Source organism: Mycolicibacterium arenosum (assembly GCF_024320865.1).
GTDB lineage: Bacteria > Actinomycetota > Actinomycetes > Mycobacteriales > Mycobacteriaceae > Mycobacterium > Mycobacterium arenosum.
Genome location: NZ_JANDBD010000004.1, coordinates 277453 through 292914 on the forward strand (window position 1 = coordinate 277453; position 15462 = coordinate 292914).

15 protein-coding genes are annotated in these 15462 nt (G+C 69.8%); 4 read left to right on the plus strand and 11 right to left on the minus strand.

Annotated elements, in window-relative coordinates; translation table 11 throughout:
- Nucleotide 1: 1 nt before the first annotated feature.
- The 4 genes from NM203_RS11425 to NM203_RS11440 are packed head-to-tail and all read right to left on the minus strand — an operon-like array spanning nucleotide 2 to nucleotide 5068.
- Nucleotides 2-541 carry a LemA family protein gene (locus NM203_RS11425; RefSeq protein ID WP_255060017.1) on the minus strand — a complete coding sequence of 180 codons (540 nt, stop codon included), beginning with the start codon at nucleotides 539-541 and terminating at the stop codon, nucleotides 2-4.
- On the minus strand, nucleotides 535-2343 hold the full coding sequence (locus NM203_RS11430) for a DUF2207 domain-containing protein (protein WP_255060019.1): 1809 nt from the start codon (nucleotides 2341-2343) through the stop codon (nucleotides 535-537). The genes NM203_RS11425 and NM203_RS11430 overlap by 7 nt, the downstream gene beginning before the upstream one ends.
- Nucleotides 2344-2348: 5 nt before the next feature.
- Nucleotides 2349-4349 (minus strand): primosomal protein N', encoded by a 2001-nt coding sequence (locus NM203_RS11435; protein WP_255060020.1) that lies wholly within the window; start codon nucleotides 4347-4349, stop codon nucleotides 2349-2351.
- Nucleotides 4346-5068: a lysoplasmalogenase gene (locus NM203_RS11440; RefSeq protein WP_255060021.1), complete on the minus strand. Its 723-nt coding sequence runs from the start codon at nucleotides 5066-5068 to the stop codon at nucleotides 4346-4348. Before NM203_RS11440 ends, NM203_RS11435 begins: the two co-directional genes overlap by 4 nt.
- On the opposite strand from NM203_RS11440, the gene NM203_RS11445 reads away from it, so the two are divergent.
- Both NM203_RS11445 and NM203_RS11450 read left to right on the plus strand, forming a co-directional pair.
- Nucleotides 5067-6008, plus strand: a complete 942-nt coding sequence (locus tag NM203_RS11445; protein WP_255060022.1) for an alpha/beta hydrolase — start codon at nucleotides 5067-5069, stop codon at nucleotides 6006-6008. The two genes, NM203_RS11440 and NM203_RS11445, sit on opposite strands and share 2 nt — an antisense overlap.
- Before the next feature lie 86 nt (nucleotides 6009-6094).
- Nucleotides 6095-7570: a flavin-containing monooxygenase gene (locus tag NM203_RS11450; RefSeq protein WP_255060023.1), complete on the plus strand. Its 1476-nt coding sequence runs from the start codon at nucleotides 6095-6097 to the stop codon at nucleotides 7568-7570.
- A 14-nt stretch (nucleotides 7571-7584) separates the two neighbouring features.
- On the opposite strand, the gene NM203_RS11455 is transcribed toward NM203_RS11450, so the two are convergent.
- The 7 genes from NM203_RS11455 to mihF form a co-directional block, all read right to left on the minus strand.
- Nucleotides 7585-8343, minus strand: a complete 759-nt coding sequence (locus NM203_RS11455) for an SDR family NAD(P)-dependent oxidoreductase (RefSeq protein WP_255060024.1) — start codon at nucleotides 8341-8343, stop codon at nucleotides 7585-7587.
- 15 nt (nucleotides 8344-8358) lie between these two features.
- Entirely contained in the window at nucleotides 8359-9372 is a 1014-nt protein-coding gene (locus NM203_RS11460) for an acetamidase/formamidase family protein (RefSeq protein WP_255060026.1), read from the minus strand.
- Between the two features lie 68 nt (nucleotides 9373-9440).
- Complete coding sequence (gene metK / locus NM203_RS11465) at nucleotides 9441-10649, minus strand: methionine adenosyltransferase (protein WP_255060027.1); 1209 nt, start codon at nucleotides 10647-10649, stop codon at nucleotides 9441-9443.
- A 114-nt stretch (nucleotides 10650-10763) separates the two neighbouring features.
- A complete protein-coding gene (coaBC, locus tag NM203_RS11470) occupies nucleotides 10764-12020 on the minus strand; it encodes a bifunctional phosphopantothenoylcysteine decarboxylase/phosphopantothenate--cysteine ligase CoaBC (protein WP_255060028.1) in 1257 nt (418 codons plus the stop codon).
- Between the two features lie 12 nt (nucleotides 12021-12032).
- Nucleotides 12033-12329: a DNA-directed RNA polymerase subunit omega gene (gene rpoZ, locus NM203_RS11475; protein ID WP_255060030.1), complete on the minus strand. Its 297-nt coding sequence runs from the start codon at nucleotides 12327-12329 to the stop codon at nucleotides 12033-12035.
- A 56-nt stretch (nucleotides 12330-12385) separates the two neighbouring features.
- Nucleotides 12386-12940, minus strand: coding sequence for a guanylate kinase (gmk, locus tag NM203_RS11480; RefSeq protein ID WP_255060031.1), 555 nt, complete (start codon nucleotides 12938-12940; stop codon nucleotides 12386-12388).
- Nucleotides 12941-13000: 60 nt separating this feature from the next.
- The gene (gene mihF, locus NM203_RS11485; protein ID WP_057165041.1) at nucleotides 13001-13324 is read right to left on the minus strand and encodes an integration host factor, actinobacterial type; all 324 of its coding nucleotides are present in this window, start codon (nucleotides 13322-13324) and stop codon (nucleotides 13001-13003) included.
- Nucleotides 13325-13903: 579 nt separating this feature from the next.
- On the opposite strand from mihF, the gene NM203_RS11490 reads away from it, so the two are divergent.
- Nucleotides 13904-14968 (plus strand): DUF2330 domain-containing protein, encoded by a 1065-nt coding sequence (locus NM203_RS11490; RefSeq protein WP_255060036.1) that lies wholly within the window; start codon nucleotides 13904-13906, stop codon nucleotides 14966-14968.
- A gap of 151 nt (nucleotides 14969-15119) precedes the next feature.
- On the plus strand, nucleotides 15120-15461 hold the full coding sequence (locus tag NM203_RS11495) for a hypothetical protein (protein ID WP_255060038.1): 342 nt from the start codon (nucleotides 15120-15122) through the stop codon (nucleotides 15459-15461).
- The last annotated feature ends 1 nt before the right edge of the window (nucleotide 15462 follow it).

Below are 15462 nucleotides of genomic sequence, written 5' to 3' on the forward strand. Positions count from 1 at the left end.
CCTACCCGCCCGGCAGTCGGTAGTACTCGCGCTCCGCCACCCCGGCCAGCGGGGCGACGAACATCCAGGGAATCGTCGTGACCAACCGGTTCAGCGTGGCGACCGAGTCGTTGTAGTACTGCCGGGCGAAGGCGAGCTTGTCCTCCGTCTCGGCCAGGCTGCCCTGCAACTGCAGGAAGTTGTTCGACGAAGCGAGCGCCGCGTTGCCCTGACCGAGCGCGAGCACCTGGCCGAGTGCGGCGTCGAGATCCCGCTCCGCGGTGCTGCGCTGTGCCACCGACGTGCCCGCGGTCGCGTTGGTCAGGGCGGCGCGCGCGGTGCTGACTCGGTCGAGGACGCCGCGCTCGTGCACGGCGAACGTCTGCACCGTCTGCACCAGGCTGGGGATCAGCGCCGCTCGCCGGGTCAGTTCGACGTCGATCCCGGACAGCGCCTCCGCGACGCGGACGTCCGCCGACTTGAGCCTGTTGTAGCCCAGCACGTAGATGATCAGCACCGCCACCGCGATGATGAGCACGACGATGAGCAGTGTCCTCACCACGAGCCGCCTCCTCCCCCTCCGCCGCCGCCTCCGCCACCGCCGCCGCCACTGCTGCTGGAGCCGCCGCTGCTCGACGACGACTGCGACGCGGTGTAGGCGCCTATCGACGACGACAACGCCGACTCGAAGCTGTCGAAGTCCGGGCCGCTGGAGGACCCGGTGAAGTTGCTCTGAGTGGTCGACGACGACGTGGAGTACCACTGCGGTTGCGGGGCAACGGTACCCGTCGCCTCCTGGTACTTCTTCGCCCACAGCGCCGCGGTTCCGGCCGCCACCGCGAACGGGATGTACGCCGTGTAGAGGTCCTTGCGGGCCGCGAAGTCGAACCGGCTCTCCGCGGAGTCCGTGGCGATCAGACGGTGGAAACCGCCCGCTTGCGACCACAGTTGGCGGCCCGCGGCGGTGCGCCGGGTACCGACACCGTCGGCCCACGCCCGCACCGAGAAGACGAAGAACGCGGCGAAGGGCAGGCCCCACATCGTCGTCGGGAGGCCCCAGCGGAAGAACCCGCAGATCGCCGCGATGAACGCCAGCGCGTTCGCGGTGCGGACCCAGAGTTCCTTCCTGCGGGGAACCAGCAGGCCGCTGTCCAGCGCCCACTTCTTCACGGCATCGGCCATGTCGGTCTTCGCGCGATTCAGCTTCTCGCCCGCCGTCGCCTGCTTGGTCGCCCGGAACTCCGCTCCCGGTGACATCACCTTGAGGGCGGCGCCCACCGCGACGCCCACCGGGTCGAGGTCGGCCCACGCGGCGCCGTGCGCGAGACCCCGGATGGTCCACTGTGTTTCGCTGACCTGATCGAGTTCGACGAACCGCCGCTCGGCCAGATGGAACAGCGTCGCGGTGAGGCCGTTGCCAGGCACCGACTCCGTGCGGATGTACTCGAGTTGCACCGGCCCCAGGCCCGCCGGGGGCGTGTACTGCACAGGGAACCCCGGCTCGGGTTCGACAGTCGTGCGGTACCAGAGGAACGCGCCGCCTGCGGCGAGCACGCTCAGGCCGAGCACGATCGCCGCGCCGGTGACCGATTGCCCGAGGATCCGGTCCCACGTGTACGGCCACGGCAGCGATGTGCGCGCAGGGGTCGGCACGTCCACGCCCGCGCGCAACGTCACCGGAGTGCGCGGCGGCAATCCGGCGGCCGTGAGTTCCACGGTGCCGCCCGAGATCGTCAGGTCGGTACACCGGCTGCCGACGCCGTAGCCGACCGAGCACTGCGCGCCCGTGACGTCGCCGGGCAGCGTCGCCGTGACGTGCACGCGGTCGATCTCGTTGTTCCACGACGGCGCGATGACGTTCCAGAAGAACACCGACGTCGCGTTCGGGTCACCCTCGGTCGTCGCGAAGTCGCGGTTCTCCCCCGTGCTGCCGGGATCGAGGACGCCGGGGATCGTGTAGCGGATCTCGTAGACGTGGGTGCCCGGCCAGAGCGTGCTGTCGGGGTCGCCGATCTTCGCGACGCGGAACCGGTCACCGTCCTCCCACAGCAGCTGATACGACACCGGCTCGCCGTCGAGAAGGATCGAGGTGATCTCGGGCCGCTGGCGCACGGTCGGACTGTTCGGGTTGGCGACGTCCCAGTATCGGAAGATGCCGTGCCTGCCGGAGGGGAACTCACCGGTGATCGTCTCGACAGCGGTGAGATCACCGTCGGCGCTGACGGTGAACGCGGCGTCGTAGTCGCTGATCACGACGGGATCGTCGACGGTGGACGACGCCGCTCCGCCGGTGAACACCAGCGGCCACAGCAACCCGAACGCGACCAGCATCAACAGGATCAGCCACCCGATGATCCGTCGCACGCGCCTCACCCTATGTGCAAGGGGTCGATCTGGATACGAACCGGTTGCTGATCGCGTCGCGCGCTCGACACCCCGGTGGCGCGGCGCAGGGCGGCCGCCAGGTCCAGCCCACGGGTGCGGGGCACGCGAATCAGCATGCGGCTCAGCACCTCGTCGACGGGGTGTCCCGACGGCCGACGGGCCGCCGACGGCAGGTCCACCGGACCCAGCAGATCCGCGTCGTCGGGAAGCGCTGCGGTGTGCAGGAGTGAAGCGACGGCACCGGCCGCGCCGTCGATCGCGGCCAGGTGGACGGCCGGCGGCAGGCCGACCTCCGCGCGCGATTCGAGCTCGGATTCGGCGTGCGCCACCGGATCCCACCGGATCAGCGCCTGCACCGTCGGGATCGCCGACTCGGCCACCACCGCGACCACGCCGCCGTCGCTTCCCGAGCGAACCAGCGCGGCGGCCGCCATCCACCGGCGCAGCGCGTCCTCGGCGGCGCGCAGGTCCTGCCTGCCCAGCAGCGCCCAGGCGTCCAGCAGCAGGGCCGCGCCGTAGCCGCCGAGCGCCCGAGGCTCGGCCCCGGGCGTGGCGACCACGACCGCGGGCGCGTCGGGAACCTCGGCGACCATCGCGTCCCCGCCGGAGGTGATGACCGTGGTGCCGGGGAACGCCCGGCCCAGTTCCTCGGCGGTGCGACGGGCGCCGACGACGACCGCGCGCACCGAATCGGAACCGCACCGGCCGCAACGCAGGGCGGAGTCGGCACGGCCACACCAGCGGCACACCGCGCCCGCGGGGTTGCGTTCGGGCAGCGACATCGGCCCGGTGCAGTGCCTGCAGCGCGCGATCTCGCGGCACTTGCCACAGGCCAGGGCGGGAACGTAGCCGCGGCGCGGCACCTGAACCAGGACCGGCCGATCGGCGGCCAGTGCGGATCTGGCCGCCGACAGTGCCATCGTCGGCAGCCGCGCGGTCATCGCGGCCGAGTCACGCTCCTGCTGGAAGTTGCTGTCCTCCAGGGCGCTGACGCGCGGCGCCCTGGCGCGCACCGTCGCGCGGGCAGCCACCAGGTCGTGCGCCCACCCGCTGCGCACCAGCGCGTGGGCCTCGGCGGTGCGCGAGTAGCCGCCGATGACCGCGGCGCAGCGGAGTTGGTGAGCGCGCAGCATCGCCACCTCACGGGCGTGCGGGTAGGGCGCGCGGGGTTCGGCGAGGCTGTCGTCGCCGTCGTCCCAGACGAGCACCAGCCCCAGCGCGGCGACGGGAGCGAACACGGCACTGCGCGTGCCGATGACGAACCTCGCCTGGCCGCGTAGCGCGGCGAGCCAGCGCCGGTATCGCTGCGACGGGCCGAGTCCCGCGGACAGCGCGACCACCCTGCTCTGGTCGAGGTGCCGGGTCGCCGCCGCGTGCAGGGCGTCGACGTCGCGCTGATCGGGCACCACCGCGAGCGCGGCCCGACCCGATGCCACGACGGTGGCGGCCGCCTCGACGAGCCGGTCGGTCCACGACTCACCCGGTAACGCCTGCCACACCGCCCGCGCGGCGCGACCCTCGCGTAGTGCCGCGAGGAACTGCTGCCCGCCGGTGTAGGCGGCCCACCCGGCGTCGTCCACGGGGTCGACCACCAGCGGATCCAGTTCGGGCGCAGCCTGTTTCTCGACGGTCGCGTGGCGCGGCGGGATCGCCAACCGCAGCACGTCGGGGCGGGTGCCCGCGTAGCGTGCGGCCACCGCCTCGGCGAGCCTGCGCACGTCGGGGGTCAGCACCCGTTCCGGCGAGACCACTCGCTCGAGCCAGCCCAGCTTGCCCTCGTGGTCGGTCTCCCAACGCCTTTCCAGCACGAAGCCGTCGACCAGCCTGCCGTGGAACCGAACCTTGACCCGTACGCCGGGCTGGGCGTCGTCCGACTGTTCCGCGGTGACGAGGTAGTCGAAGTCGCGGTCGAGGTGCGGCACCGCGAGCATCGGCAGCACCCTGGCGATCGGCTCGAATTCCGCCGCCTGCCTGGTGGTCGTCACCGCTCCGGTGTAGCAGCGGCGTCCGACGTGCGGCAGAAGAAGAACCCCGCGGTGATGAGCATCAGCGACGCCGCGTACACCCACCAGATCGGAACGGCCAGCGCCTCGGACCGGAGTACGAACCTGCCGATCCCGATCATCCCGTCGGAGACCGCGAAGCAGACCGCGCCCAACGCCGTCCACACCGTGGGCAGGTCGGCACACAGCGCCGCGCAGACCATCGCGCCGAGGACCGCGATGTAGAGCGTCACCGGCACCGTCATGCCCTCGGCCGTGAGCGCGGGCCAGAACCACACCAGCAGCCCGACGCACACACAGATCAGCGCGGCGGCCGCGATGATCCGCGGCCCGGTGCGGACGAACAGCGGAATCAGTGCCGCCAGGAAGCACAGGTGCGCGACCAGGAAGGCCCCGAGGCCCAGCACGAACGACGGCTCCCACCACGGCATGGCGAGCAGGAAGTCGCCCGCCGCCGAGAACATCAGGGCGGGCACCATCCAGCGCCGCTCGCGGGCCTTCGGGTGGCTCAGCGCGGCGACGGCCAACAGCACCGCGGCGAGCGCCTTGACGGCGGGTTGCAGGGCGAACTGGCCGGTGAGTTCGGCGCCGGCGGGCAACCGCACCGCGGTGACGATGAGGAACACACCGTAGGCTGCGCCGACCGCAACGGCGGCGCACCACAGCAGCCGCATCCGTCGCGGTGCGTACGGTGTCCCCATGCCGGTCTCAGACGACAAGCCAGCCCTCGATGCCATCCTGGAGAAGGTACTGGAAGCCGTGCCCTTCCAGTTGACGACCGACGGAGGAGCCGAGGCGGCTCGGCAGCGGTTCCGCGATCTGCCGCGGCGTCCGGTGCACGAGCATCTGCGGGTCGAGGACCGCTCGATCGCCGGAGTACCGGTCCGGCTGTACTGGCCGACGGAGGAGACCTCCACTACCGCACCGCCCCCGATCGTGCTGTTCTTCCACGGCGGCGGTTGGGTGGTCGGCGATCTCGACACCTACGACGGAACGGCGCGCGAGCACGCCGTGGGCGCCGGCGCCCTGGTCGTCTCGGTCGACTACCGGTTGGCGCCGGAGCATCCGTTCCCGGCGGCCGTCGACGACGTGTGGGCCGTGACGCAGTGGGTGGCCGAGCACGGACGGGAGCTGGGCGCCGACCCGAACCGGCTCGCCGTGGCGGGTGATTCGGCTGGCGGCAACCTCGCAGCCGTGGTCGCACAGCTGGCCCGCGACGCCGGCGTGGACCTCGCGCTGCAACTGCTCTGGTACCCGGCCACGACGTGGGACACGTCGCTGCCGTCGTTCACCGAGAACGCCGACGCACCGATTCTGGCGCTCGACGCGGTCGCCGAGTTCTCGAAGTGGTACGCCGGCCACGTGAACACGCGCGAGGCTCCCGCGACGCTGATCCCCGCGCGCAGCGCGAACCTGGCGGGGTTGGCGCCCGCCTACATCGCGGTCGCGGGCCACGACCCGTTGCGTGACGACGGGGTGCAGTACGGCGAACTGCTCCGCGCCGCGGGGGTGGCTGCCGAGGTGCACAACGCGCAGACCCTGGTGCACGGCTATCTCGGCTACGCGGGGATCGTGCCCGCGGCCACCGAGGCGACGGATCGGGGCCTCGCCGGACTGCGCGCCGCGCTGCACTCGGACTGACCACCGGGCGCGCGAGCGGTACCCCCGGTACCGGATACCGTCGCGCGGGCGTAGGTTGTCTGCCAACTGATTGTGGGAGGCGACTCGTGACAACACCCGATTACCAGACCGTCATCGTCGGCGCGGGCTTCGCGGGCATCGGCGCCGGGATCGAACTCGACCGGGCGGGCCAGGGCGACTACCTCATCCTGGAAGCCGGAGCCGAGCCCGGCGGCACCTGGTACTGGAACACCTATCCCGGTATCGCGGTGGACATCCCGTCGTTCTCCTATCAGTTCTCGTTCGAGCAGAGCGCCGACTGGTCGCGCACCTACGCCCCCGGCCGCGAGCTGAAGGCGTACGCCGAGCACTGCGTCGGGAAGTACGGGCTGCGCCGCAAGATCCGGTTCCACACCACGGTCGTGGCCGCCACGTTCGACGACGGCACCGACACCTGGCGGCTGGATTTCGAGGACGGCGACTCCCTCACGGCGCGGTACGTGATCAACGCCAGCGGCGTGCTGACCGTGCCGAAGTCGCCCGACATCGACGGCGTCGACTCGTTCGGCGGCGTCACGATGCACACCGCCCGCTGGGACCACGGCCAGGACCTGACCGGCAAGCGCGTCGCGATCATCGGCACCGGCGCGTCGGCCGTGCAGATCGTTCCCGAGATCGCCGACAGGGTGGCGCATCTGGACGTGTATCAGCGCACGCCCATCTGGTGCTTCCCGAAGTTCGACTGGCGGTTGGGGACGCTCGCGCGATGGGCGATGCGGATGCCCGGCGGCAAGGTGCTGCAGCGTCTGCTCAGCCAGGCCTACGTCGAGGTGACGTTCCCGCTGTCCGCGCAGTACTACGGCGTGTTCCCGTTGGCGAAGCACTCCGAGAAGCTCGGCAGGGCCTACCTCAAACGGCATGTCCACGACCCCGTGGTCCGCGAGAAGCTGACCCCGCAGTACGCGGTCGGGTGCAAGCGGCCCGCGTTCCACAACTCGTATCTTCAGACCTACAACCGCGACAACGTGGAACTCGTCACGGAGCCGATCGAGAAGATCACCGGCTCCGGGGTGGTCACGGCCGACGGAGTCCTGCGCGACGTCGACGTGCTGATCCTCGCGACCGGCTTCAAGGTCCTCGACGTCGATGCGGTGACGTTCGAGGTCACGGGCAGCGACGGGCGCACCCTGGCCGGCTTCTGGGAGGAGAACCGGATGCAGGCCTACGAGGGTGTGAGCGTGCCCGGCTTCCCCAACTTCTTCTCGATCATGGGCCCGTACGGCTACGTCGGCTCGTCGTACTTCGCGCTCATCGAGGCGCAGACCCACCACATCCTGCGCTGCCTGCAGCGCGCACAGCGCGACGGGGCGACGCGGGTCGAGGTGTCGCAGGAGGCGAACGACCGGTTCTTCGCCGAGATGATGAGCAAGCGGCACCGCCAGGTGTTCTGGCAGGACAGCTGCCAACGGGCTAACAGCTACTACTTCGACCGCAACGGCGACGTCCCGCTGCGGCCCACCTCGACCCCGGAGGCCGTGCTGCGCAGCAGGCGTTTCCCGCTCGAGGATTACGAGATCGTCTGAATCTGCACCGAGACCTAGAACTGCACCCCGCGGGTCAGCGCGCCGTCCACCAGCAGGTTGGTGCCCGTGATGAAGCTCGCCGCCGAACTACTCAGGAAGACAACGGCATTCGCGACCTCCTGCGGCGTCGCCATGCGGCCCGTCGGGTTCAGGCCGAGCGCCGTGGCGAACAGTTCGGGGTCGTTCTCCTCGATGGACGACCACACGCCGCCGGGGAAGTAGGTGTTGCCGGGACTCACGGTGTTGGCCCGCACGCCCCTGCCCGCGAGTTGACCGGCCAGGCCCTGCGTGTAGTGGATGATCGCGGCCTTCACGGTGCCGTACGGACCGGCGGCGAAGTCGATCTCGCGCCCGGACACGCTCGAGATCGTGACGATGGAGCCAGCGCCCGAGGCGAGCAGGTGCGGCAGCGCCGCCTCGACCAGACCGACCGTCCCCATGAGGTCGACGTCGAAGCTGCTCCGCCAGTTGTCCGGATTGTTCGGAATCGCAAGGGCGCTCACGTTCGCGACGAGTCCGTCGATGCCGCCGAGGGCCTCCGCGGCGCCGGCCACCCAGGCGGCCACCGCGGCCGTGTCGGCCACGTCGACGGGTGTGCCGAGTGCGGTGCCGGCCGACGCCAGGTCGGACTGCGCGGTCTCGACCGCGTCGGCGGTCCGCGCGCAGAACGCGACCGCGGCGCCTTCGGCGAGCAGCCCCTCCACGACGGCGCGACCGATGCCCCGCGTGCCGCCGGTGACGAGAAACCGCTTGCCGTTCAGACCCAGCTCCATGGTGACACCCTTCGGTTAGTAGTTGACTGCGCCCAACGAACCTGCTGCACTGCGTAACTCGTTGTGGACGCCGCCGTACGCGACTGCCGCGGGCAGCAACCTCTTGTCGATCTTCGTCACCGCGCTGTAGTTGGTGTCGACGACGTTCGCGATCGGCGTCTGCGAGATCTGGGTCAGCAACTGATAGGCGTCCAACCTGTCCAGCCCGTACAACTCGCCGAGCCAGGTGATCATCTCGACTTGCCCGGCGCGCCAGGCCTCTTCGAGCGGCCGGCCCGACCCGATGCACATCAGGTGGGTGTCGTTCTCCAGCCGCGGCCAGGCGGGTCCGCCGCCCTTGATCAGATCGACGATCGCGGTGACGTGCATGGCGCCCTCGACCGCCGTGCCGCACGACTCCCCCTCGCCCTGCCGGTAGTGTCCGTCGCCGAGCGAGAACAGCGCGCCGTCGACGTTGACCCGGAGGAAACACGTTGTGCCCGCGGCCATTTCCGGGGTGTCCATGTTGCCGCCGAAGTAGTCGGGTACCAGCGACGTCCGTACCTCCCGCCGTGCCGGCGCGACGCCGACCGTGCCGAGCATGGGGTTGGCGGGCAGTCGCACCGAGAAGTCGCTGGCGTGCGCGGTGAAGCCCAGCGTGTGGGTGCCCGCGTCGTAGTCGTAGAGGTAGGTGCGCTCGGGCAGCGGGTCCTGCAACGTCGGGCTGACCGGAATGCTGGTCAGCCCGCCGAAGAACGGGATCAGCGTCGACGCGCCCCACGTCCGCGCGGGCGTGAGATCGACGAGGTGCACGGCGAGGGTGTCCCCCGGTTTCGCGCCCTCGATCCAGAACGGCCCCGTCTGCGGGTTGAGGTCCTCGGTGTTCAGGGCCGTGGTCGCCACGTCGTCGCGGCTGGTGATGCGGCCACCGTACGCGTCCTCGGTCCACAGCGTCAGCACCGTTCGCGGCACGATGCGCATCACCGGTTCGGCGCCGCCGAAGGTGTAGGCCAGCTGATCCGGTGTCGGCACGAACGTCACGTGGTCCATGCCCACCATCCTGGCCGAAACGACGAAGCGCCGCCGACGAAGTCGTCGGCGGCGCTCCGGCGCAGGACTTAGACCGAGGCCTTGAGCTCCTCGACCTTGTCGGTGCGCTCCCACGGCAGGTCGATGTCGGTCCGGCCGAAGTGGCCGTACGCGGCGGTCGGTGCGTAGATCGGGCGCAGCAGGTCGAGGTCGCGGACGATCGCACCGGGACGCAGGTCGAAGACCGACGTGATGGCCTTCTCGATCCGATCCGGGTCGACGGTCTCGCTGCCGAACGTCTCAACGAACAATCCGACGGGGGCGGCCTTGCCGATGGCGTAGGCGACCTGAACCTCGACGCGCTCGGCGAGGCCGGCGGCGACGACGTTCTTCGCCACCCAGCGCATCGCGTACGCGGCGGAGCGGTCCACCTTCGACGGATCCTTGCCGGAGAAGGCGCCGCCGCCGTGGCGAGCCCACCCGCCGTACGTGTCGACGATGATCTTGCGACCGGTCAGGCCGGCGTCACCCATCGGACCGCCGAGGACGAACTTGCCGGTCGGGTTCACCAGCAGACGCGGTGACGAGGTGTCCATCGTGTCGTGGCCGAGCTCGGCCAGCACGGTGTCGATCACGTGCTTCTTGATGTCGGGTGACAGCTGACCGTCGAGGTCGATGCCGTCGGCGTGCTGAGTGGACAGCACGACGGTGTCGAGGCGCACCGGCGTCGTGCCGTCGTACTGGACGGTTACCTGGGTCTTGCCGTCGGGCCGCAGGTAGTCGAGCGTGCCGTTCTTGCGTACCTCGGTCAGCTTGCGCGACAACCGGTGCGCCAGCGCGATGGGCAGCGGCATCAGCTCGGGGGTGTCCCTGATGGCGTAGCCGAACATCAGACCCTGGTCGCCGGCGCCCTGAAGGTCCAGCGGGTCGGCACCGCCCTCGACACGGGTCTCGTGGGCGGTGTCGACACCCTGGGCGATATCCGGCGACTGACGGCCGATGCCGATGTTGACGCCGCAGGTCTCGCCGTCGAAGCCCTTGTCCGACGAGTCGTAACCGATGTCGAGAACGCGCTTGCGCACCGTGTCGTTGATGTCGGCGAAGGCCTCCTTGGCTGAGGTGGTGACCTCGCCCATGACGTGCACCTGGCCGGTGGTCACAGCCGTCTCGACCGCGACGCGGGACTTGGGATCCCCGGCGAGCAGCGAGTCGAGAATCGAGTCGCTGATGGCGTCACAGATCTTGTCGGGGTGTCCTTCGGTTACCGACTCACTGGTAAACAGCCGGGCTTTGCTCACGGTGCGATCCCTTTCCAATGCTTAGTCAAGCAAATCATGTTTTCATTCCGGTGCAGCCAAGCGTCTGCACCAGCTGTTCGCAACACTTATGCGCAGCGTGTCGCGTGGTTCGCGTCACTCATTCTTGTTGCCGAGGAAGGCTGCGATCGCGTCTACGATACGGCTAGCCATCAAGGTCTTCGAACCGTGCTCCAGAGCGGCCTCGTTGCCGTCGGCCGTGAGTAGCCATCCGTCGTTGCTGTCCACCTCGAACGCGCGGCCCTCGCCGACGGCGTTCACGACGAGGAGGTCGCAGGCCTTGCGCTGCAGTTTCGCCCTGGCGTGGAACAGCACGTCACCGTTGGCGTCGCCGGTTTCGGCGGCGAATCCGACGATCGCGCGCATGTTGGGAAGCAGGCCGTCCGCCCTGGCCCGGACGGTGTTCGCGAGCACGTCGTCGGTGCGCGTCAGTTCGATGGCGGGGGCGTCGGCGGTTCGGCCGGGGTCGTGCGATTTCTTGATCTTGCTGGTCGCCACGTGGGTCGGCCGGAAATCGGCGACCGCGGCGGCCATGACCAGTACGTGCGCCTCGGGAGCGTGCTTGGACACCGCGTCCTTGAGCTGGCTCGCCGATCCGATGTGGACGACGTCGACGCCCGCCGGATCGACCAGTCCGACGGTGTTGCCCGCGATCAGCGTGACCTCGGCGCCGCGTTGCGCGGCGACCCTGGCCATCGCGTAGCCCTGCTTGCCCGAACTCCGGTTGCCGATGAACCGCACCGGGTCGATCGGCTCGCGGGTGCCTCCCGCGGTGACGAGCACCTTGACCCCGCTCAGATCGTGCGGCAGGGCGTCGCCGCGCTCGAGCAGGAGACCGGCGAGCGTGGTGATCTCCTCGGCCTCGGGCAGCCGGCCCGCGCCGCTGTCGGCGCCCGTGAGCCGCCCGGACGCCGGTTCCAGGACCACCGCACCTCGACGGCGCAGCGTGGCGACGTTGTCGACGGTGGCGGGGTGGAACCACATCTCGGTGTGCATCGCCGGGGCGAACATCACCGGACAGCGCGCGGTGAGCAGCGTTGCGGTGAGCAGGTCGTCGGCGCGGCCCGAGACGGCCCTGGCCAGCAGGTCGGCCGTCGCGGGCGCCACGACGACGAGATCGGCCTCCTGGCCGATCCGGACGTGCGGCACCTCGTCGACGTTGGTGAAGACGCCGGTGTGCACCGGCTGGCCGGAGAGCGCCTCGAAGGTCGCCGCTCCGACGAATTTCAGTGCCGCCTCGGTGGGGACCACCCGGACGGAGTGGCCGGCCTCGGCGAGCTGGCGGACCACGGTGCACGCCTTGTAGGCGGCGATGCCACCCGCGACGCCAACGACGACCCGCTTGCTCTCCACCGGAGCGGGGACCTAGCCCTCGCCCTCGGTGTGCTCGAGCAGGTCGGCGTGGATCTCCCGCATCGCGATCGACAGCGGCTTCTCCTGCAGACCCGGCTCGACCAGCGGTCCGACGTACTCGAGGATGCCGTCGCCGAGCTGGTTGTAGTAGTCGTTGATCTGACGCGCGCGCTTCGCGGCGTAGATGACCAGCGCGTACTTGCTGGACGCGCGGTCCAGCAGCTCGTCGATGGGCGGATTGGTGATGCCCAGCGGCGTGTCGTACGCGTTGGCGGCGTCGGAGTCGATGCTCTCGACAGGGCTACTCACGAAGTTTCTCCTAGATGGTTGCGGGGTCGGCTGGCAGCACGTGCGTGCAGCATCGGCTAACGGCCCACCAGCAAGGATACCAATTCCGAGCAGGCGGATTCCAATTCGCTGTTGACGACGACCACATCGAAGCTGTCCTGCGCCGCCAATTCGGCCTTGGCGGTCTCCAGTCGGCGGGTCCGCACGTCCTCGCTCTCGGTGCCGCGGCCGACCAGTCGGGCTTCGAGGTCCGCCCAGCTGGGGGGCGCCAGGAACACGCTGACCGCCTCGGGCATCGCCGCTTTCACCGCCCGCGCGCCCGCCAGATCGACCTCGATGAGCACGGGTTTGCCGCTGGCCGCGGCGTCGCGCACGGGCTGGGCAGGAGTGCCGGAACGGTGCAGACCGCCGTGGATGTCGGCCCACTCCAGCAGCGCGCCGTCGTCGATCAGGCGCTGGAACTCCCCGGGGGTGACGAACGTGTAGTCCACGCCGTCCACCTCGCCGGGGCGGGGCGCCCTGGTGGTCGCCGAGACGCTGAAGTGCAGGTCGGGAAGCCGATCGCGGAGACATCGCACCACGGTCGACTTACCGACAGCAGAGGGGCCGGACAGCACCACGACACGCGTCATCGTTGAGCTCCGCTCTTCGGACGCGCACGCATAGCCGTCCGACCCCTCGGCCGGCAGTTACTAATCCGCTGTGAAGTCGAACTTCTCCAGCAGGGCCTTGCGCTGACGATCGCCCAGGCCGCGCAGACGGCGGGTGGGTGCGATCTCGAGCTCGGTCATGATCTCCTGCGCCTTGACCTTGCCGACCTTGGGCAGGGCTTCCAGCAGCGCGGAGACCTTCATCTTGCCCAGGACCTCATCGGACTCCGCGTCCTTGAGAACCTGCTTGAGGTTGGTGCCGCCGCGCTTGAGCCGGTCCTTGAGCTCGGCACGCGCTCGACGTGCGGCAGCAGCCTTCTCCAACGCTGCCGCGCGCTGTTCGTCGGTCAACTGGGGAAGGGCCACGGGTTCCTCCGTCTCTCCATCATCATCTTGTGTCTTGACTGGTAGAACCAGCCAGCGTCGACGACCGTACCCACGCTGGCTGACGAAAGCTAACCCCACCCCCTGGTATTCCGGCTGAATGACCAGCGTGTAAGGGCCAGGTAAGAACGCCCGGCACGGCGCGAAGCCCGGCCGCGGTGGCCCCGGACCCTGGACCGCACCGTCGATTGGCCTGCGTATCAAGGGTTTTGAGGTGCCCGGCACGGCGGCTGCCCGGAGCCCGAGTCGAACCGTGGTCGCCAGCACGTCCGACCGCACCCGGTGAATTAGAAATTTTCCCTGGTCACGGCGTGTCGGGCGTGTCGAGACCCCACGGTCCCGATCGTCCCATGTCACGTGTGTCACACCAGTATCATTCGCCACTCCCGTGTCTCCCTGCCCGTTCACATGCTGGGGAAAGCCCGGTCGCAGCCTCGATCCAGAGCGCGCGGCGGTCGGGGTTGACCACACCCCCACCACCGCCGGACCTCGGGTGACGCCGGTCCCGATGTCTACGATGGACGCGGCGTGGCGGCAGCGGCCACGGTGAGGGGGTGCCGCGTGACTCGCGGATGCCGTTGGGTCGCTGCCTTTCTGCTGCTCCTCGTCGCGGCCTCCGCAGTGAGCGTCGCGACGCCGGCGTGGGCGTGCGGCTGCGGGGCCTACATTCCGAACGCGGCGGGCGCCTCGGTGGCGACGGAGCGGGCGCTCATCGCGTGGGACGGTGCGCGCCAGGACGTGGTCATGTCGTTCCAGGTGAGCGGCTCGTCGGAGAGTGCGGCGTGGGTCATGCCCGTGCCCTCGGCCGCAGAGGTCACGCTCGCGGATGCCGAACTCTTCGCCGATCTCGACCGGTTGACGGCTCCACGCGTCGAGTTCCGCGACGACTGGTGGCCCACGTTCGACTGGCTGTCAACGGGATACGGCGACAGCGAGGGGTCGGCGGGCGCGCGGGCGCCATCCGGGGTGAACGTGCTGGACCGCCAGCGCATCGGGCCGTTCGACGTCAGCCGTCTGGCTGCCGACGACGCGAGCGCGCTGGCCAACTGGCTCGCCGACAACGGTTTCCCCAACCCGGCCGGCCTGGACCGCAACCTCGCCGCTTATGTGACGCAGCGCTGGCAGCTGGTCGCGATCAAGTTGGTGCCGGACGACGCGACCGGCGCCCTGACGGGCGACCTGCAGCCGCTGCGACTCTCGTTCGACGCCGACTCGGTGGTCTACCCGATGCGACTGTCGCGCTCGGCGACGGTGCCGCAGACGATCGACCTGTACATCCTGGCCCAACACCGGATGGACCCCGACTCGTCCCCGGTACCCGGCACCCGACCGATCCTGCAGTACGCCGGCCGAATCGACGACGCCTCCACCCCCGCCCTCGAGCCGTACCTGGCGCGCGGCTCGTACCTGACCAGGTGGAGCGAGTTCATCGCACAACCGGAGTCGATCGACGGCGACTACGTCTTCGCGACGGCGAGCGCGGACGACGACTTCCGGAAGGTGGTGTACGTCACGCGCCATCGGGGCGACCTCACCGGCCTGCTGATCCTCGGAGTGCTCGGCGTCGGCGTCGTCGCGGCGACGCTGCTGCTGGTCAGAGGTGCCGCCAAGCGCGCTCGCAGCTGACCGTAATCACGTTGAGCACAAGCGGATTTCGGATCGTTACCGGCCGCACAGCGCGCACCTAAGCGCACCACAGTGCCCGCCAACCACGGCTCAATAGCGTCGTCGTCACGGGGCGAACTCGCGCCTCGCACGATGACTGGAGTTAACGAAGATGAACGTCACACGCGCCGTGTACGCCTCCACGCTGGCTGCCGGGGTTGGACTCGCCGGCCTGTTGGGTGTCGGTCTCGGCTCCGCGTCGGCCGATCCCGGCCAGCCGTGTAATGCGCCCGGCCAGCCCGCGTGCGGCAATCAGCACCCCGGTGACAACCGCGGGCCCGGTAGCGACAACCGCGGTGACAATCGCGGCGTCGACTGGCACAACCGCGGTATCGACCAGGGGCGCGGTGATCATCAGCCGTTCAACTGGAACGGTCAGCAGGTGACGCCGATCCCGGCGGGCAACGGCGCGGGGTGGGGTTTCTGGTTCCTGGGCACCTGGATTCCGCTGTGAC

What these genes read in the sequence shown, in the direction of transcription:
- NM203_RS11440 (WP_255060021.1), bottom strand. Translation starts at nt 5,068, where the DNA reads ATGGGGACACCGTACGCACCGCGACGGATGCGGCTGCTGTGGTGCGCC.
- NM203_RS11455 (WP_255060024.1), bottom strand. Translation starts at nt 8,343, where the DNA reads ATGGAGCTGGGTCTGAACGGCAAGCGGTTTCTCGTCACCGGCGGCACG.
- NM203_RS11495 (WP_255060038.1), top strand. Translation starts at nt 15,120, where the DNA reads ATGAACGTCACACGCGCCGTGTACGCCTCCACGCTGGCTGCCGGGGTT.
- NM203_RS11445 (WP_255060022.1), top strand. Translation starts at nt 5,067, where the DNA reads ATGCCGGTCTCAGACGACAAGCCAGCCCTCGATGCCATCCTGGAGAAG.
- NM203_RS11460 (WP_255060026.1), bottom strand. Translation starts at nt 9,372, where the DNA reads ATGGACCACGTGACGTTCGTGCCGACACCGGATCAGCTGGCCTACACC.
- gmk (WP_255060031.1), bottom strand. Translation starts at nt 12,940, where the DNA reads ATGACGCGTGTCGTGGTGCTGTCCGGCCCCTCTGCTGTCGGTAAGTCG.